This is a genomic window from Bacillus sp. SRB_8 (genome assembly GCF_003264205.1).
Classification (GTDB): Bacteria; Bacillota; Bacilli; order Bacillales; family Bacillaceae_G; genus Bacillus_A; species Bacillus_A mycoides.
In genome coordinates this window covers 999,906-1,018,189 of record NZ_NADT01000018.1, presented here as the reverse complement: position 1 = coordinate 1,018,189, position 18,284 = coordinate 999,906, and the positions used below count along the sequence as shown (strand labels likewise).

The window sequence follows — 18,284 nt, the reverse complement described above, 5'->3', positions numbered from 1 at the left end:
TATATTAAAAAAATCACTGACATAATTTAAATTACAGTTGATATATTTTGAAAATTGCCGATATAATTTCATTTATCAAGGTTACTCTTATGAGTAGCCTTTTCTTATTGTACAAATTGGATAGACTAGTTTAAAATCGAGCGTATGAAAACAGAATAAAGTAGGGGGACTAAAATGAAGCGCATTTCAATTTTAATAGCTGATGATGAAGCGGAAATTGCTGATTTAATTGAGATACATTTAGAAAAAGAGGGTTACCACGTCGTTAAAGCAGCTGATGGAGAAGAAGCCATGCATATTATTCAAACGCAGCCAATTGACTTAGTGGTTTTAGATATTATGATGCCGAAAATGGATGGATATGAAGTGACGAGGCAGATTCGCGGCAAGCACCACATGCCAATCATTTTCTTAAGTGCGAAAACATCTGATTTTGATAAAGTGACAGGTCTTGTATTAGGCGCAGATGATTATATGACAAAGCCTTTCACACCGATTGAATTAGTTGCACGTGTAAATGCACAACTGCGTAGATTTCTTACGTTAAATCAGCCGAAAGTAGCGGAGAATAAATCTGCTTTAGAAATAGGCGGAGTCGCTATTGATCCTGAGCGAAGAACAGTAAATGTGTACGGAGAGCCAATTGAATTAACACCAAAAGAATTTGATATTTTATATGTATTAGCAAGTCATCCGAAGAAAGTGTACAGTGTGGAAAATATTTTTCAGCAAGTATGGGCTGAAGGGTATTACGAAAGTGGAAATACAGTTATGGTACATATCCGTACTTTGCGAAAAAAGCTTGGGGAAGATAAAAGAAAGGATAAGTTAATAAAAACAGTGTGGGGGGTAGGTTATACTTTCAATGGCTAAAACGATGAGAAGCTTTCGCTCGAAGATGATTATGCTATTTGCGTTAAGTATGATATTAGCTGGTGGCGTAACGTATTTGATTTATGAGGGGCTACGTCTCTATTATAAATTAGCAGTTCGTTATGAGGATCCTTTAGCCCAATTTCGTTCAATGGTAAGACAAATTGGGGACATTAATTTCTTTTTAATTGTATTTATTCCTCTGTCCATTATGTTTTTCTTCTTTCTTACTAGACCGTATTTAAAATATTTTGATGAGATTTCGAACGGGATTCATCATCTTGCGAACGGAGATTTTTTAAATCAAGTTCGTGTTTCATCAAATGATGAGTTTGGATATATCGCACGCGAAATTAATGTAGCAAGTGAAAAATTAAAAGAAGCGGTTGAACGAGGAGACTTTGCGGAAAGTAGTAAAGATCAGCTCATTGTCAACTTAGCTCATGATTTAAGAACGCCGCTAACATCTGTTTTAGGGTATTTAGATTTAATTCTTAAAGATGAGAATTTGACGAAGGAACAAATTAAACATTTTTCCACAATTGCTTTTACGAAATCCGAAAGGCTTGAAATCTTAATTGATGAATTATTTGAAATAACGAGAATGAATTATGGCATGTTGCAAATTGAAAAAAGACCAATTGATATAAGTGAATTACTTATACAGTTAGATGAAGAATTATATCCGTTATTAGAAAAAAAAGGTTTAGAAGCGAGATTGAATATGGATTCGCATTTACCTATTAACGGTGACGGGAAATTGTTAGCTCGAGTATTTGAAAATCTTTTAACGAATGCGATTCGCTATGGATACGATGGAAAGTTTGTTGATGTGAACGGATATATTGATCATGAAGAGGTAGTTGTACAAATTATTAATTACGGAGATAGCATTCCAGAAGAGGATTTACCATATTTATTTGATATGTTTTATACAGGTGATAAGGCGAGGTCAGAGCAACAGGGCGGAACAGGCCTTGGGCTATTTATCGCAAAAAATATTATCGAACAGCATGATGGGACAATCTCTGCTGAAAGTAACGTAATTAGAACGATATTTGAAGTGAGATTACCAAAAGAAGAGAGCAAAGCAATTTAATAAAAATTTAAACTTTACCCCACTTTTTATTTTAATAGTTTTTTCTATTCTATACGTAAGTTACGTTAAGGAGGAACTAGAAATGAAAAAGTGGGTATTTATTTCTCTTTTTATAGTATGTACAGCATGTGTAGGCTTTTATATATCACCAGTATTTCAAAAGGAAATCGATGTTAAAATTGCAGAAAAAGATAATAAAGTAAAAGCCGCGAACACTGAAAAGATAGAGGTCACAAAGGAACAAATTTATAAAGGGGATCTACTATTAGTTAATAAAGATTACCCGGTTAAAAAAGATAGTGTTAGGTCCGATATTATAAATGTAAATCACAATAGTGAATTAGTAAGGGGCTATGTAATATTTGATAGAAATCTTCGCTTATCAAAGGGTGTTGTAAAAAAGTTTTTGAACGTTGTCGATGCAGCTGGGAAAGATGGAATACAGCATTTCTTAATGAGTAGCGGTTACCGAGATTTTCAAGAACAAAGTAAATTATATAAAGAAATGGGATCTGATTATGCACTTCCAGCAGGATATAGTGAACATAATTTAGGGTTATCACTCGACGTTGGGTCTACTCAAAAGAAAATGGAGAAAGCTCCTGAAGGAAAATGGATTGAAGAGAACGTATGGAAGCACGGATTTGTTTTACGTTATCCGAAAAATAAAAGTGATATTACGGGCATTCAATATGAGCCGTGGCACATACGTTATGTCGGCTTACCACATAGCGCAATTATGCAAAAAAAGAAGATTACGTTAGAGGAATATTTGGACTTTTTAAAAGAGGAAAAAGAAGTTTCAACTGAGGTTGAAGGTAAGAAATATACGGTTTCTTATTATAAAGTTTCAGATCGTATGAACGTGAATGTTCCAGTAAATAAGCAATATGAAATTTCGGGGAACAATATGGACGGGGTTATTGTGACGGTTCAAGAATAGAGAAAAAGGCTGGTCCGTTTTGGGTCAGTCTTTTGGCATATAAGAAATAGATTGCCGTTTTTTGTCGGTAAATCGATATTCCTTGTCGAATCATTGATATAATTTCCTGTACTATCAACATTTTGTGGATTGTTTTTTATTTACCATTAAACATTATAACGTTATATTTACTTTTCTTTTTTTTCGTGATACTCTAAATATGTGAAAGAGATATAAAATGAAATTTTAATGTAAGCGTATTCTTATGGCTTCTTATAGAAAAGGGTGGAAATACAATGACAGAACGATTCGTGCTACGTAATGTGAAGCGTGTGAACGGGGAAGAGATTGACATTGTAGTTGAAAATAATAAAATCGCACAGGTGACGAAAGCTGGTGCTGGCGAGGGTGGAAAGGTTCTTGATTACTCAGGTACTTACGTATCGAGTGGATGGATTGATTTGCACGTTCATGCTTTTCCAGAGTTTGATCCGTATGGCGATGAGGTAGATGAAATTGGCGTTAAGCAAGGGGTAACGACAATTGTTGATGCGGGAAGCTGCGGAGCTGATCGTATCGCAGATTTAGTACAAAGTAGAGAACAGGCAAAAACGAATTTATTTGCCTTTTTAAATATTTCTCGCATCGGTTTGAAACGAATTGATGAATTATCCAATATGGAATGGATAGATAAAGAGAAAGTAATAGATGCAGTAGAAAAGTATAAAGATGTAATCGTTGGATTAAAAGCGAGAATGAGTAAAAGTGTCGTTTGTGATAGCGGAATTGAACCGCTGCACGTAGCGCGTTCTTTATCTCGTGAAACATCATTACCGATTATGGTACATATCGGTTCAGCTCCTCCGCGTATAGAGGAAGTTGTACCTCTTTTAGAAAAAGATGATGTCATTACACATTACTTAAACGGGAAAGAAAATAATTTATTTGATGAAGAAGGAAAACCGATATCTGTGTTATTAGATGCAGTGAAACGCGGTGTTCATTTAGATGTTGGGCATGGTAATGCTAGTTTTTCTTTTAAAGTAGCAGAGGCAGCGAAGCGTTACGGCATTGCCCTTAATACGATTAGTACAGATATTTACCGGAAGAATCGTATACACGGTCCAGTTTACAGTATGGCTAACGTTCTTTCGAAATTCCTTTACTTAGGTTATCCGCTAGAAGAAGTAATTGATGCAGTTACGAAAAATGCGGCAGAGTGGCTGAAAAAACCAGAGCTTGGTCGTATTCAAGAAGGCGATATTGCAAACTTAACTTTATTTACGGTGAAAGATGAACCGATTACGTTAATTGATTCAGAAGGGGATCAGCGCATTGCTGAAATAAGAATTGATACGAAAGGGGTTGTAATCAATGGGTCATTCATTGAATGCTAAGTACGGATTAAAAAGAGTTATTAATGCGAGCGGTAGAATGAGTATTTTAGGTGTATCCGCTCCTACAGATACAGTTATGGATGCGATGAAACATGGTGGACAAAATTATGTAGAAATTGCTGATTTAGTAGATAAAGCGGGAGACCATATTGCGAGAATTCTAGATTCAGAGGCAGCAGTTGTTGTAAATTCAGCATCAAGCGGAATTGCGCTTTCTATCGCTGGTATCGTTACAGAAGGAAATCGTCGTAAGAGTGAACGACTTCATCAAGAGGTAATCCTGAAAAACGAAGTGATTATGTTAAAAGGTCATAACGTTCAATACGGTGCTCCTGTTGAAACGATGATTTATTTAGGCGGCGGTAAGCTCGTTGAAGTGGGTTACGCAAATGAAGGGAAAGCAGAGCATATTGAAGATGCGATTGGTGAAAATACAGCAGCTATTCTTTATGTGAAATCGCATCATGCAGTGCAAAAAAATATGATTTCTGTTGAAGAAGCGTGGGAAGTAGCACAGCGAAATAATGTACCACTTATCGTTGATGCGGCAGCTGAAGAAGACATTCAAAAATACGTGAAGTATTCAGACCTAGCCATTTATAGCGGTTCAAAGGCGATTGAAGGACCTACTTCTGGTATTGTCGGCGGTAAACGAAAATATATTGAATGGCTAAAAGTGCAATTACATTGCAGCGGTAGAAGTATGAAAGTTGGGAAAGAAACAACTTTCGGTTTACTTCAAGCGCTTGATGAGTACGGAGTAAAAGAAGATAAGAGTGAACAAGAAAAAGAGTTGTTACAAGTACTTATGCCGCTGAAAGAGTTAAGCGGTGTAAATGTAACAATCGTTCAAGATGAAGCTGGAAGAGCAATTTTTAGAGCGCGTATTCATATTAACGAGAACGAATTAAATAAAACTGCAAAAGATGTTGTGACCGCGTTACGCGAAGGGGAAATCGCAATTTACACACGTGATTACGGAGTAAGACAAGGATTCTTTGATATCGATCCACGTCCACTTCAAGGTGATGACATACATGTAATTGAAGAAAAAATGAGAGAAATTGTAGGGGGAAACTAAAATGACAAACATTCAAAAACGTTTTTATAAAGGCCGCGTAGCATTAAATGTATTAGCGAACAATATTGAAAATGCGAAAGATATTTTTGAAGCCGCAGAAGGTTATGTAGTAGTCGGAGTGTTATCAAAAGATTATCCAACAGTAGAAGAAGCAGTTACAGCGATGAAAGCATACGGAAAAGAAATTGATGACGCTGTATCAATCGGACTAGGAGCAGGAGATAATCGCCAAGCGGCAGTTGTAGCTGAAATTGCGAAGCATTATCCTGGTAGTCATATTAACCAAGTGTTCCCTTCAGTAGGAGCGACGCGCGCAAATCTTGGCGGCAAAGATAGCTGGATTAATAGTTTAGTATCACCAACAGGAAAAGTAGGTTACGTAAATATTTCTACTGGCCCAGTTAGTGCGGCTGGGGAAGAAAAAGCAATCGTTCCAATTAAAACAGCAATCGCACTTGTACGTGATATGGGCGGGAATTCATTGAAATACTTCCCAATGAAAGGTTTAGCGCATGAAGAAGAATATCGCGCTGTTGCGAAAGCATGTGCGGAAGAAGGATTTGCATTAGAGCCAACAGGCGGAATTGATAAAGAAAACTTTGAAACAATTGTACGTATTGCATTAGAAGCAAACGTAGAGCAAGTTATCCCGCACGTGTACTCTTCTATTATTGATAAAGAAACTGGCAATACGAAAACAGAAGATGTTCGTGAATTACTAGCGGTCGTGAAGAAGTTAGTTGATCAATATGCGTAAGAAAATTGCAGCATTCGGTGAAGTTATGATGCGCCTGCAAGTGCCAGGGTATGAATTGCTATCGCAAGCAAACACCTTAAATTACTCATTTTCTGGTACAGGTGTGAACGTTGCAGCAGCACTTTCTCATCTAGGGCATGAAGGTTTTCTTATTTCAACTTTACCGGAAAACTCTGTTGGGGATGCTGCGGTATCACATATTCAAAAGTTAGGCATTCAGGCACCGTTTGTTTCAAGAGGCGGTAAATATGTTGGTATGTACTTTTTAGAAAATGGATTTGGAGCACGCGCAAGCCGCGTTACATATTCGAACCGATTAGAAAGTAGTTTCAATACGGCATGTGAAGAGATGTACCAATTTGAAGAAATCGCAAAAGAAATTGATATCGTTCATTTTTGCGGGATTACCCTTGCGATGAATGATACTGTGCGCCATCATATGAAATCTTTGGCGAAGGCAGTTAAAGAAAATGGAGGCACTGTCGTTTTCGATTGCAACTATCGTCCATCGCTTTGGGGAGAAGATGGGTATGAACAGGCGAAACCTCATTATGAAGAAATGCTAGGCCTTGCCGATATTGTAATGATGAATGAAAAAGATGCGATGTTTGTTCTCGGAATGAAAACGGAAGAGACGGAGCGAGAAGCACAGCTTGTTGATCTTATTCCAAAAGTCGCTGAAATATATAATATCGCTACAATTGCTGGGACACATCGTTCTATTAATAGCGATAATACACACTCACTTCGCGGATTCATATGTAAAGATGGGACGTTCACTTTTGCCAAAACACTTACGTTTTCTGTATATGATAGAATAGGTGCTGGAGATGCTTATACGAGCGGAATTATTCATGGCGAGATAGAAGAGTTTGCACCAGAGAAAGCTGTTTCATTTGCGTCAGCAGCTGGAATGCTTGCACATACAATCGTCGGTGATACGCCAATGTCATCAGAGAAAGATATACTTCGGGCAATGACGGCATCAGTAGGTGATGTAGAAAGGTAGTGGGTGTAACGGTGAACGTAACGAGAAAAAGAGGTCCATTATATTTACAAATTAAAAATATTATTCGTGATCGAATATTACATGGTGTTTATGCCATTCATACAAATATTCCTTCTGAACCACAATTAGAAGAAGAGTTCAAAGTGAGTAAAATTACAGTGCGAAACGCAATTAAAGAACTCGTTCAAGAAGGATATTTAGAAAAGAAAAGTGGTAAAGGAACGAAAGTCATTCGAAATACTTCTGCGACAAAGCTTTCAAAGGGAAAGAAATTTACAGAAGTGTTAGTGGAAGAAGGCTATAAAGTACAAAAGAAATTGCTAAAGGCAGAAGTGGTTCATAATGAAGAAGGAACAGTACCATTTCGTTTGTTTGGTAAAGAGAGTTTTCGTATTGAGCGCCTATATGCTTTAAATGATACTCCGTACATTCATTATACGCACTATTTCTCAGCACAAATGGCAAGTACAGACTTAGCGGACTTTGACTTACAATCGCTTTATGATCTAGTCGAGGACCGTGGTATACATTTAGAAAACTTCAGAGATGAATTCGCTGTTGGATTTGCGCCTAATTTCGTTGCAGAAGCGTTAGGAGAAAAAGAGGGAACAGCGTTATTAAAACGTATGCGCTATTCTTACGATGAAGTTGGAGAAGTAATTGAATATAGTGAAGGCTACTACAATACGGAAATGCAGCATTACGTTGTAAATTATGATGTGTAAAAAGTGAAGAGGGACCAATTCCCTCTTTTTTTGTAAAAAAATTTCATATCGAAGGGGAATGGGATATGGATATATACTTATTAATCGTCACGTTAATTGCGATCGCAATTGTTATTTTAGGGGTATCATGGTGGAAATGGCATGCGTTTATTAGTCTAACAGTTGCTAGTCTATTTTTAGCTATTATGTCTGGGTTGAACTTGACCAAAATTGTTACTGCCTATGAAACTGGTGTTGGTAGTGTACTAGGGCATTTAGTTGGTATTTTGGCTCTCGGAACAATTTTAGGGAAAATGATGTCCGATTCAGGGGCTGGCATGCAAGTAGCAGATTTCTTCATTCGATTCTTCGGGGTGAAAAAATTACCTTGGGCAATGTTATTCGCCGGATTTGTTATAGGTATTCCAGTGTTTTTTGAAGTGGGAATCGTCATTTTATTACCACTTGTTATTTCAATTCGAAAAACAACGAAACAAAATATATTGTTAATTGCGTTACCTGTTATTGCTGGATTATCGATTGTACATGGGCTAGTGCCGCCGCATCCAGGTGCGATGACAGCAATCGGTATTTATAATGCGAATTTAGGAAAGGTACTATTGTATTCATTAATTATCGCGTTACCAACAGCAATTATCGCAGGACCGGTATTTGCAAAGTGGGTACATAAGAGGGTTATACCTGAAAATGAACCGGAGCTTGTTCGAGTTACGACAGTATCAACTGATTTACCGAGTCGTAAAGTTTCATTTTTTATTATTTTACTGCCAGTAGTTTTAATGATTTTATCAGTAGTCGCACCATATATTTCATTACCGAAAAAATAACTGAATTTTTAGTATTTGTGGGAAGTCCGGTAATCGCTTTACTTATTTCATGTTTCGCAGCGTTTTATTTGCTTGGTATAAAGCAAGGAATTAATAAAAAGATGATTAAAAAATTAACAGATGAAAGTTTACTACCTGTCGGTTCCATTATTTTAATAATTGGTGCAGGCGGTGGATTTAAACAAATATTAATTGAAAGCGGCGTTGGAACAGCCATCGCTCAAATGGCAGAACATATTTCATTATCACCAATCGTCTTAGCGTTCATGGTAGCGGGATTAATCCGAATTGCAACAGGTTCAGCTACTGTAGCATTAACGACAGCAGCTGGAATTGTTTCACCGGTTATTCAGCACATGTCGGGTGTAAATTTAGAATTACTCGTTATTGCAACCGGTGCAGGTTCATTAATGTTTTCTCACGTAAATGATGCAGGATTCTGGCTTGTAAAAGAGTATTTAGGTTTGACAGTAAAAGAAACGTTTAAAACGTGGACGGTGCTGGAGACATTGTTATCATTTATTGCATTCGGCTTTGCGCTTTTACTTAATATGTTTGTTTAGAAGAAGGGGGTGCCTATTTAAAGGCATCCTCTTTTTGTGTTGGGGCTCTTTTCATGAAACAAGCCCGTTTTTAGGAGTGCCAAGCTTCCTATTTGCCCTGAAAACATAATATAAATGGAATCCCCTCATTTAGAGCAAGACGATCTTGTTATGAATGATACTAAAGGAGGAATAGAGTAATGAGCGAAAAGTGTGAACACAGACATGATGATTGCGACCGCAGACGTGGGTGCGGAGGCGGTTTTGCGCTTCTAATCGTATTGTTTATTTTATTAATTATCATCGGTGCTAGCTGCTTCGGCGGAGGCGGCGGTTCTTGTGGTTACGGCGGTTATGGTGGCTATGGCGGCGGCTATGGTGGATATTGCTGCTAATTATTTAAAAACTATTGAAAATGGCCTTGTGCAATATGCACAAGGCCATTTTATTCATATTTTTATATGCTGTGATAATTTATTAATGTACAGAGAGCGGATTAAGAAAAAGAAAATAATCTCGATAATCCCGAAAAAGGTGAGTACAATCAGTAACTCTTTTAGTAACGAGAAAGAAAACATGCTTTGTAAAAACTTAACCGCAAATAACGTGTGAACACCAGCAACGATGTAAGGAACGAAAAATAAAATTCCTAATTGAATCGTTGCGGAGCGAAACATTTCTGATTCAGTTAAGCCCAGTTTTGTAATCGTAATGTACTTTTGTTTTTCATTCGTTAAGTCGTTATACATACGGAAGTATAAAACGCTAGCCGCTCCGATAAAGAAGATAAAGCCAAGAAATGCCCAAATAAAGAATTGAGCAACTGCATTTTCTTTATTATGGAGTAACTCATCAGTAGCTGTATAAATATTAAAAGGGACGGGAGATGCATGCTTATCATCTTTATGTGCCTCATAATATTTTTCGGTGTCATTACTAATACTTTTTAATATATTTTTCGTTGGAATAATTGCATTTTCCCAATTATCCACGAAGTAGTTATAAACTGTAATGGTTTCAATATGAGGAATCATAGTATCGATTGCATAATCTTGCATAATAACTAAATTTGCTAATGCAAATGGTGGTGCTATTCCTTTGTTAATAAATCCCTTTATATAAAACTCCTTTTTATTGGATTCAAGCGTAATTATATTTTGTTTTACAAATGGATTTGATACAAGGTTTAATAGCTCTGGTGAATAGCCAGAAATAATGTAAACTTCTTTTGAATCAAGGGTGATTGTAGGTCTCTTTAACTGCTTAGCAATTTCGTTATAATCACTCATTTTCATAATTGCAATCTCTTCTTTTGAAGCATTATCTTTTAAAAGCGTAAATTTATATTTTTTATATTGAAAATGAGCATTGGAAAGTTCGGATTCAATAGTATTAACGTGCTTTCGTTCAAGGGAATGATCCCCTTCTAATTTGTATGTGAAGGGAATAGGATATCGCTCTAGTATCGACGCTTTTGTATTATTATTCGCAGCAAATAGTCCGATAATAATCGTAAATGCAAGCGCAGATAGCATAGAAACGATAAAGAGTACATTAATATTACTACGGGTACGAGCAACTAAGTCTGAAATCCATAACATGTTTATTTGTTTCAAATAAAACTTTCTACGTTTCTTTAAAATATAGATAAAAAGAAGAAATGTTTGTGAAAAGAAAAAATATGTTCCGACTACTACGAGTGGCAAAATAGATAATATAATAAAGAAGACAGATCCGTTTTGCACATTTTTTTCGGTTACGTAGCCTTGTGGATAACCAGCAATATAATAACATAACCCTAAACAAGTTAAAGCAAATATCGAAATGAGTATAGACGGCCTTTTTTCGGCTGTCACTTTCTTGTTCCCTTTAATAAGATGGACTGTTTTACGAGTCCGAATAAACATAGGTGTAAATGTAGAAACGATTAAAAATAAAATGATAAACGTTACGGTTGTCACGATAATCGCTTCTGTTGGCCAATATAAATAGAGACCTTTCGCACTTGTTAATTTTGAAGTGACTAATAAGAAAAAATTAGAGAACACTAGGCCACCTTGTATACCGATAAAGATGGACAATATCCCGATTATCATGTTTTCAGTAAATAACAGTCTTTTTAATTGTTTCTGTGAGATACCGAGAATCGTGAGTATCCCGAATTGCTGCTTCCGTACATTTAAAAATGTTCCAATTGAATATAAGAGAAAGAAGAACGAGAACATAACAATCACAAGCTGTGCTGTACTCGCTAAGTTCATTAGAGGATCCCGTTCTTGAAAGCTTTGTACATTTTGTAAGCGTGGATGATACGCGTATACAGTAAATGAAAAGAAAACCATAATAGAAAAAGCACTACTTACAAAATAAGCAAAATATGCTTTAGAATTACGCGAGACATTTTTAAATGCAAATTGCCAAAACGTCATCCACGCCTTCCTCCTAATAATGCTAAAACATCTAATATTTCTTGATAAAATTTCTCGCGATATAGTCCGCGGTGTAATTCATTGTAAAGCCCACCATCTTTAATGAAAATAACGCGGTTACAATAACTTGCTGCAAACGGATCATGAGTAACCATTAAAATTGTGGCATCCTCTTCTTTATTTAATTTCGTAAATAGCTCCATTACATCAATTGCTGCTTTAGAATCTAAGTTTCCTGTCGGTTCATCCGCAAGTAGAAGTGACGGATGATGAATAACAGCGCGTGCTACCGCGGTACGCTGTGCTTGTCCTCCAGAAACTTCAAAAATACGCTTGTCCAAAATATGATCAATTCCAAGTTTCTTTGAAATGTTATCGAGCTTTTCGTCCATTTCTTTTAAAGGAACATTATCTAAAGTTAAAGGCAGTACGATATTTTCACCGATTGTTAGTGTATCTAATAGGTTAAAGTTTTGGAAAACAAACCCTAACTCTTGGCGGCGGAAAATAGCTAGTTTCTCTCTACGAAATGTGTGCGGTTTTTTTCCATTAATCACGACATCACCAGAAGTAGGGGAGTCAATTGTAGAGATAACGTTTAAAAATGTAGATTTACCGCTACCAGATGGTCCCATGATAGCAACAAATTCTCCTTTATCTACATGTAAATTTATATTTTTTAAAGCAGTATGAGGGACTTTTCCTTCATACACTTTTGAGACGTTTTTTATGTGTAATACTTCTTCCATAATAATCACCTTTCTATTTTTAAAACTTAATATGTTGTGATAATTTTTGCATATAAAAGGAACGAATTAAAAGGAAAAAGATAATTTCAACCGTTCCAAAGATTACAAGTACAACTGTAATCTCAGCGAATAATGATAGATGTAATATCTCTTGTAACATCTTTGTCGCAAACATCGTATGGATCGATGCCATAATGTAAGGAACAAAGAAAAGAATCGCAAGTTGAATTGTAGCGGATTGCTTCATTTCGACTTCTGTTAAACCGATTTTTGTAATCGTTATATACTTTTCTTGCTCATTTGTTAAATCTGTATACATACGGAAGTAAAGAACACTGCCAGCTCCGATAAAGAAAATAACACCTAGGAAAGTACCAATTAAGAAAAACGAAGCAACATTTAATTTTGTTTTGTATAGAGAATCGCTTGCTTCACTTGCATGAAACGGTGGATGTTCTGCCTGAATAGCTGCATTGTCATTATCAATTTTTGTTATAAATGCTGAACCGATATTATGTGCCTTTTCCCAGTCTGGAACTTTGAAGCTATATACACTCATCTGTTTTGAAGTAGTTGATAAGGCTTCTACATTTTCATCAGATAGTACGAGTAATTGGTATATTAAGCTGTTTGGGAAGGGGTTATAACTTTTATATTCTTTCACTTGTAGTTGTAAATTGTTTTGAGTAAGTGGAAGAATATTTTTCTTTTCTTTAGTATGAATTGTTCCAATAACTTGATCGTCTAAGTCTTTCATAAGAATATAAGATTCATTCTTATTCACCGTGAGAGTTTCCCAGCTTAATGCTTTAGCAAGTACATTATAGTCACTTTGTTTAATGGCATAATAGAGCTGTGAGTTATCCTCAGCTGAAGATACTTCATATATGTCTGTTTTAAATTTTGTATAAGTAAATTGCTCTTCGTTCAATTTTTGTTCTAACCAATTTAAATGTTCATCAGCTAACGTATTTTCAGTATGTGATAAATAAGTAAACGGGAAAGGATTTTTCCTTATTTCATCAAACTTTGTGAATTTCCCAAACCCATATAAGAATGTAATCATTGTAAAAGCGAGTGTCGATAACATCGTCACGATAAAGAGCATGTTAATATTTGTCCGAATCCGAGTTGCTAAATCAGAAACCCAAAGCATATTAATACGTTTCATATAAAATTTTCTTCTCGTCTTTAATATGCGAATGAGTAAGAAGCTAATTTGTGAGAAGAAAAAATATGTCCCAGCTGCAGCAAGTGATGGGATGACAAATATACAGGAGGCAGCGTACAAAAGCCCAGCGATATCTCCTAATGACATAAAATATAGTGGGTTTGCTGCTAAAACATATCCAGATATTAAACATATCGCACCAAAGAGAGAGATGAGTACAGATGCTTTTCTTTCTTTTTGTTTTGTTCCTTCTTTTAAAAGACGTACAGCTTTTCTCGTACGGATTAGCATCGGTGTAAAAGATGATACGAGAATGAAGAGTCCAAGAAAGATAATTATAGTTAAAACGATAGCAGCTGTAGGCCACCAATATAAATATAAACCAGGCACATGCGTAATTTTGGCGGTAACTAATAAAAAGAACTGTGAAAAGACAAGGCCAAATTGAATGCCGAAAAATATGGATAGGCCACCAATTAGCATGTTTTCTAGAAATACGAGCCTCTTTAATTGCTTTGGAGATATGCCAAGTACTGTTAAAATCCCGAACTGTTTTTTTCGTACTTTTAAGAAAGTACCGATTGAATATAGTAAAAAGAAAAATGAAAAGAATACAATGACAACTTCTGAGATTGTCATTAATATGTTCAGAGCAGCATTCACGCCTGTCATATGCAATTTAGGATGAAATAAATAAACTGCAAACGAGAAGAAAATTGCAATGGAAAACGCACTGCTTATAAAATAGGCGAAATAAGCTCTAGCGTTCCGCGTCACGTTTTTAAATGCAAACTGCCAAAATGTCATTCACCTAAACCTCCTAATAGAGCGAAGATGAAAAGAGTATGAGAGATACTCTTTTCATAAAGTTTGTTTTAAATATTTTGCCCATTCGTATACTGTGATAATTTTTGCATATAAAGCGAACGAATGAATAAGAAAAATAGGATTTCAACGACTCCAAAAATAATAAGAACAGCTGAAATTTCTTTGAACAAAGATAAACCAATTACATCTTGAAGCATTTTTGTTGCGAACATTGTATGAATGGACGCCATAACGTACGGAACGAAAAATAAAATGCTAAGTTGAATGGTTGCAGATTTTTTCATCTCTGCATCTGTTACACCAATTTTTGAAATTGCTACATATTTTTCTTGTTCGTTCGTTAAATCTGTATACATTCTGAAGTAAAGAACGCTACCTGCTCCAATAAAGAAAATGACACCTAAGAATGTCCCGATTAGGAAGTATGCGGCACTTCCTGAGGTTATTCTATATAGTGACCCTGCCGATTCAAAGGAGCGAATAAGAGGTCCTTTGTACTGGGATTTATCTCGATCTTTTTGCACCTTTTCTATAAAATCATCTGCAATTTTATACGTTTTTTCCCAGTTTTGTACTTTATAATTGTACGCTGATACATGTTTAGTTGTATTGGGGAAATTTTCTACAACAGCATCAGGTAAAACTAACGTTTGATATGAAAAGGTAGATGGAATTGCATTCACATATTCATAGCCTTTTACTCGTAATTTCGTATTTGTGCTAGAGAGTGTAATGTAGTCTCTGTTGTAGCTTTGCTCAAACTCATTAAATATGGTGATATAAGATGTCCCTGTTAAAACATATGCTTCGTTATCATCCATGAATAGTTGTTTTAATTGTAAAGAATCCGCAAGTTTGTTATAGTCACTTTGCTTAATTGCATATACGTCATTATAAATGGCTATACCTTGATCTTCTTTTAATGGTGCTTCATATAAATCAGCGTTTATTTTCTCATAAGAGAAATTTTCCCTTTGTAATTGCTGCTCAAGCCAATTCAAGTGTTCTGCAACAAAAGGATTCGCATCATAAGAAAAATAAGAAATTGGAAAAGGTGAAGTTTTAGTAACCTCTAGTTTAATAAATTTCCCGAATCCATATAAAAACGTAATCATTGTAAAAGCGACGGTAGATAGCATGGCCACAATAAAAAGCATATTAATATTTGTTCGAATACGGTTTGCTAAATCAGATATCCAAAGCATATTTATCCGTTTCATATAAAATTTTCTTCTTTTTTTCAAAATATAAATAAGTGAAAAACTAATTTGTGAAAAGAAAAAATACGTTCCCATTGTAACAAACGTTGGGATTACGAAGATACTTGAAACCATGTATATAACACCTATTTGCGGGCTTACTGAGACAAAATATTTAGGATTTCCAGCTAAAGCATAGCCGCCTAATAAACAGATAGCACCAAATAAAGAAATAAATATGGATGGTTTTCTTTCTTTTTGTTTTCCACCATTTGTTTTTAAAAGGTGTACCGCTTTTTTTGTACGAATAAGCATTGGTGTGAATGCAGATACAATGATAAAAAGACTAAGAAAAACGATGGTCGTTAAAATGATTGCGTTAGTAGGCCCGTATAAATATATACCTGGTACGTGCGTAATTTTCGCTGTCACTAATAAGAAAAATTGCGAAAAAACAAACCCAAACTGTATGCCGAAAAAGATAGATAAAATACCAATTAACATATTTTCCGTAAAAACGAGACGATGTAATTGCTTTTTCGATATACCTAAAATGGTTAAAATCCCAAATTGTTTTTTACGAACTTTTAAAAATGATCCAATCGAATATAGTAAAAAGAAGAAAGAGAAGAAAACAATTACTACTTCTGAAAATATCATTAACCCTGAAATTTCAGAGATCATATTGAAGTTTTGTAATTTCGGATGAAATAAATAAACAGCAATAGAGAAGGCACTGCTTATAAAGTAGGCAAAATAAGCTCTTGAGTTGCGCGTTACATTTTTAAATGCAAATTGCCAAAATGTCATAATATATGCCTCCCGTTAGCAGGCCGATATGTAGTTTTATTGCAAAAAATGTATGAGAGTGAGATCTCATACATTTTGCTAGCATATGTTACGATCATGCTTCGGTCACCTTCTCCGTATTTTCTGCTTGATTATTTGCAGCGTTGTGGAAGATGATTTTAATCGTCGTTCCTTTACCAACTTCAGAGTCTAGTTTCACAGAGTGACCTAAATAATCACAAATTTTACTTACAATATAAAGCCCCATACCAGTAGATTCTCCAAATGCACGACCGTTTTTTCCAGTGTAAAAAGGTTCAAATACTCTTCGAATATCTTCTTGCGGAATACCAACGCCTTCGTCACGAACTTCCAAAATAATATCTTTACCATTGCGATAAGCTGATAAGAAAACTTTCTTTCCACGCTCACCAGAGTACCGAACTGCATTTGTCATTAACTGATAAATAATGAACTTTAGCCATTTCGCATCAGAAGCAACTTTTAAATCTGAATGAACTTCTAAAACGGGGAAGACTCCGTTTCGAATGAATAGTTCTTTTAATCCGTTAATATTTTTTGTTACAGCATCTTTTAATGAAATCGTCTCAACATGGAAGTCCTCATGGAAGTTATTTAATCTTGCCATGTATAAAGCCATATCGAGCCCTTGATTTAATCGCTCTAACTCTTTTTTGAATTTAGGGATTAAATGCTCATCTTCCATTTCAAGCACCATAAGCTGCATAACAGAAACAGGCGTTTTCATTTGATGTACCCAATGGTTAATAAATAATTGGTGTTCTTGCTGTTTTACTTCGAATGTTTGTAGGTCTTTTTGGAATAGGCGATATTGCGTACGAACGAGCTCGTTTACACTGTGGGGCATAGGAGCAGTCGCTCTTTCAATAAACGCATCTTCCATTTTCTCTGGTGGTTCACTTAATCTGTGGTACATTCTACGGTTACGAACGTAACGATAAGCGAGGAAACAGATGAATAAGTATAAGCTTAAAACGATGAAGTAAAACTTATTATTTTGAAATCCGTCTACTGCATCATAAAGAACGAAAATGATTCCGAAGTTTAATACATATAGTAGGAAAAATGCAAAATGATCACGTAAAAATAGCTTCATGTTTATTCACTCCAAGTTGCGTTAAAACGATACCCAAGTCCACGTACTGTTTCAATAGCATTTTCAATACCAAGCTCATTGAACTTTTTACGAAGACGCGTGATGTTTACGTTTAATGTATTTTCCTCAACGAAGCTTTCGTCGTCCCAAAGAGCGGCTAGTAAATCTTCACGACTCGCTGTACGCGGGAATTTAGATAATAGCATTTCTGCTAAAATTGCTTCTTTCTTCGTTAAAAGAACTTGCTCAGCTCCAAAATGAATTTCTGGACGCTCAGGGAATAGTTTTAGTCCTTCAACCTCAACGATACGTTCAGAAATATTTGGTGCATAATCACCGTAAATACGGCGTAATTGACCTTTGATTTTCGCCATTACAACGTCGTAGTGGAACGGCTTCGTAATATAATCATCCGCACCGCTTTCAATCGCCATAATTTGTTCCATTTCACCAGCACGAGCTGAAATGAAAATAATTGGACAAGTAGATTCATGACGAATTTGACGGCACCAGTAGAAACCATCGAATTTCGGTAAGTTTACATCAAGTAAAACAAGATGTGGTTTCACGGCGTTAAACGATTCCATAATATCATCGAAGTTCTCCGCAACAACAGCATCATAGCCATATTTTTGAATGTGAGATTGTAATAATGATGAAATATTTGGATCGTCTTCAACGATTAAAATTTTATACATATGTATATTCCTCCTAAAAAAACAATTGTAGCTATAGTGTATCATGTGTTT

At 35.6% G+C, this 18,284-nt stretch carries 15 protein-coding genes and 1 pseudogene; 10 read left to right on the top strand and 6 right to left on the bottom strand.

The features are described 5' to 3' along the window. The first annotated feature begins 174 nt into the window (after positions 1–174). The 10 genes and pseudogenes from B5P40_RS15530 (at position 175) to B5P40_RS15485 (ending at position 9,627) form a co-directional block, all read left to right on the top strand. Positions 175–873, top strand: a complete 699-nt coding sequence (locus B5P40_RS15530; RefSeq protein WP_002015820.1) for a response regulator transcription factor — start codon at positions 175–177, stop codon at positions 871–873. Beyond that, positions 866–1,972, top strand: coding sequence for a HAMP domain-containing sensor histidine kinase (locus B5P40_RS15525; RefSeq protein WP_113709396.1), 1,107 nt, complete (start codon positions 866–868; stop codon positions 1,970–1,972). The genes B5P40_RS15530 and B5P40_RS15525 overlap by 8 nt, the downstream gene beginning before the upstream one ends. 82 nt (positions 1,973–2,054) lie before the next feature. After that, positions 2,055–2,915 (top strand): M15 family metallopeptidase, encoded by an 861-nt coding sequence (locus tag B5P40_RS15520; RefSeq protein WP_002129642.1) that lies wholly within the window; start codon positions 2,055–2,057, stop codon positions 2,913–2,915. Between the two features lie 275 nt (positions 2,916–3,190). Next, positions 3,191–4,291, top strand: a complete 1,101-nt coding sequence (locus B5P40_RS15515; protein ID WP_016120965.1) for an amidohydrolase/deacetylase family metallohydrolase — start codon at positions 3,191–3,193, stop codon at positions 4,289–4,291. Further along, a complete protein-coding gene (locus B5P40_RS15510) occupies positions 4,269–5,372 on the top strand; it encodes a DgaE family pyridoxal phosphate-dependent ammonia lyase (protein WP_113709395.1) in 1,104 nt (367 codons plus the stop codon). The genes B5P40_RS15515 and B5P40_RS15510 overlap by 23 nt, the downstream gene beginning before the upstream one ends. Position 5,373: 1 nt before the next feature. Continuing rightward, positions 5,374–6,129 (top strand): 2-dehydro-3-deoxy-phosphogluconate aldolase, encoded by a 756-nt coding sequence (gene dagF / locus B5P40_RS15505; RefSeq protein WP_002167481.1) that lies wholly within the window; start codon positions 5,374–5,376, stop codon positions 6,127–6,129. After that, the gene (locus tag B5P40_RS15500; protein WP_002129637.1) at positions 6,122–7,138 is read left to right on the top strand and encodes a sugar kinase; all 1,017 of its coding nucleotides are present in this window, start codon (positions 6,122–6,124) and stop codon (positions 7,136–7,138) included. The genes dagF and B5P40_RS15500 overlap by 8 nt, the downstream gene beginning before the upstream one ends. After that, complete coding sequence (locus B5P40_RS15495; RefSeq protein WP_002015828.1) at positions 7,138–7,863, top strand: GntR family transcriptional regulator; 726 nt, start codon at positions 7,138–7,140, stop codon at positions 7,861–7,863. Before B5P40_RS15500 ends, B5P40_RS15495 begins: the two co-directional genes overlap by 1 nt. Before the next feature lie 65 nt (positions 7,864–7,928). After that, positions 7,929–9,253, top strand: a pseudogene (gene gntP / locus B5P40_RS15490) (gluconate permease GntP). Between the two features lie 179 nt (positions 9,254–9,432). Then, the gene (locus B5P40_RS15485) at positions 9,433–9,627 is read left to right on the top strand and encodes a YjcZ family sporulation protein (RefSeq protein WP_002112522.1); all 195 of its coding nucleotides are present in this window, start codon (positions 9,433–9,435) and stop codon (positions 9,625–9,627) included. A 54-nt stretch (positions 9,628–9,681) separates the two neighbouring features. On the opposite strand, the gene B5P40_RS15480 is transcribed toward B5P40_RS15485, so the two are convergent. The 6 genes from B5P40_RS15480 to B5P40_RS15455 all read right to left on the bottom strand — a co-directional run bounded on the left by B5P40_RS15480 (position 9,682) and on the right by B5P40_RS15455 (position 18,233). Next, complete coding sequence (locus tag B5P40_RS15480; protein WP_078176950.1) at positions 9,682–11,661, bottom strand: FtsX-like permease family protein; 1,980 nt, start codon at positions 11,659–11,661, stop codon at positions 9,682–9,684. Then, entirely contained in the window at positions 11,658–12,410 is a 753-nt protein-coding gene (locus B5P40_RS15475) for an ABC transporter ATP-binding protein (RefSeq protein WP_000393251.1), read from the bottom strand. The genes B5P40_RS15480 and B5P40_RS15475 overlap by 4 nt, the downstream gene beginning before the upstream one ends. A gap of 19 nt (positions 12,411–12,429) precedes the next feature. Beyond that, positions 12,430–14,388: an FtsX-like permease family protein gene (locus B5P40_RS15470; protein ID WP_113709394.1), complete on the bottom strand. Its 1,959-nt coding sequence runs from the start codon at positions 14,386–14,388 to the stop codon at positions 12,430–12,432. A gap of 68 nt (positions 14,389–14,456) precedes the next feature. Further along, positions 14,457–16,418 carry an FtsX-like permease family protein gene (locus tag B5P40_RS15465; protein ID WP_113709393.1) on the bottom strand — a complete coding sequence of 654 codons (1,962 nt, stop codon included), beginning with the start codon at positions 16,416–16,418 and terminating at the stop codon, positions 14,457–14,459. Positions 16,419–16,512: 94 nt separating this feature from the next. Then, positions 16,513–17,535, bottom strand: a complete 1,023-nt coding sequence (locus B5P40_RS15460; RefSeq protein ID WP_002167488.1) for a sensor histidine kinase — start codon at positions 17,533–17,535, stop codon at positions 16,513–16,515. A 2-nt stretch (positions 17,536–17,537) separates the two neighbouring features. Beyond that, positions 17,538–18,233 (bottom strand): response regulator transcription factor, encoded by a 696-nt coding sequence (locus B5P40_RS15455; RefSeq protein WP_000276730.1) that lies wholly within the window; start codon positions 18,231–18,233, stop codon positions 17,538–17,540. Positions 18,234–18,284: the final 51 nt, after the last annotated feature.

Excerpts from the sequence above, each read along its gene's own strand:
- B5P40_RS15530 (WP_002015820.1), top strand. The coding sequence starts at position 175 with ATGAAGCGCATTTCAATTTTAATAGCTGATGATGAAGCGGAAATTGCT.
- B5P40_RS15525 (WP_113709396.1), top strand. The coding sequence starts at position 866 with ATGGCTAAAACGATGAGAAGCTTTCGCTCGAAGATGATTATGCTATTT.
- B5P40_RS15520 (WP_002129642.1), top strand. The coding sequence starts at position 2,055 with ATGAAAAAGTGGGTATTTATTTCTCTTTTTATAGTATGTACAGCATGT.
- B5P40_RS15515 (WP_016120965.1), top strand. The coding sequence starts at position 3,191 with ATGACAGAACGATTCGTGCTACGTAATGTGAAGCGTGTGAACGGGGAA.
- B5P40_RS15510 (WP_113709395.1), top strand. The coding sequence starts at position 4,269 with ATGGGTCATTCATTGAATGCTAAGTACGGATTAAAAAGAGTTATTAAT.
- dagF (WP_002167481.1), top strand. The coding sequence starts at position 5,374 with ATGACAAACATTCAAAAACGTTTTTATAAAGGCCGCGTAGCATTAAAT.
- B5P40_RS15500 (WP_002129637.1), top strand. The coding sequence starts at position 6,122 with ATGCGTAAGAAAATTGCAGCATTCGGTGAAGTTATGATGCGCCTGCAA.
- B5P40_RS15485 (WP_002112522.1), top strand. The coding sequence starts at position 9,433 with ATGAGCGAAAAGTGTGAACACAGACATGATGATTGCGACCGCAGACGT.
- B5P40_RS15480 (WP_078176950.1), bottom strand. The coding sequence starts at position 11,661 with ATGACGTTTTGGCAATTTGCATTTAAAAATGTCTCGCGTAATTCTAAA.
- B5P40_RS15475 (WP_000393251.1), bottom strand. The coding sequence starts at position 12,410 with ATGGAAGAAGTATTACACATAAAAAACGTCTCAAAAGTGTATGAAGGA.
- B5P40_RS15470 (WP_113709394.1), bottom strand. The coding sequence starts at position 14,388 with ATGACATTTTGGCAGTTTGCATTTAAAAACGTGACGCGGAACGCTAGA.
- B5P40_RS15465 (WP_113709393.1), bottom strand. The coding sequence starts at position 16,418 with ATGACATTTTGGCAATTTGCATTTAAAAATGTAACGCGCAACTCAAGA.
- B5P40_RS15460 (WP_002167488.1), bottom strand. The coding sequence starts at position 17,535 with ATGAAGCTATTTTTACGTGATCATTTTGCATTTTTCCTACTATATGTA.
- B5P40_RS15455 (WP_000276730.1), bottom strand. The coding sequence starts at position 18,233 with ATGTATAAAATTTTAATCGTTGAAGACGATCCAAATATTTCATCATTA.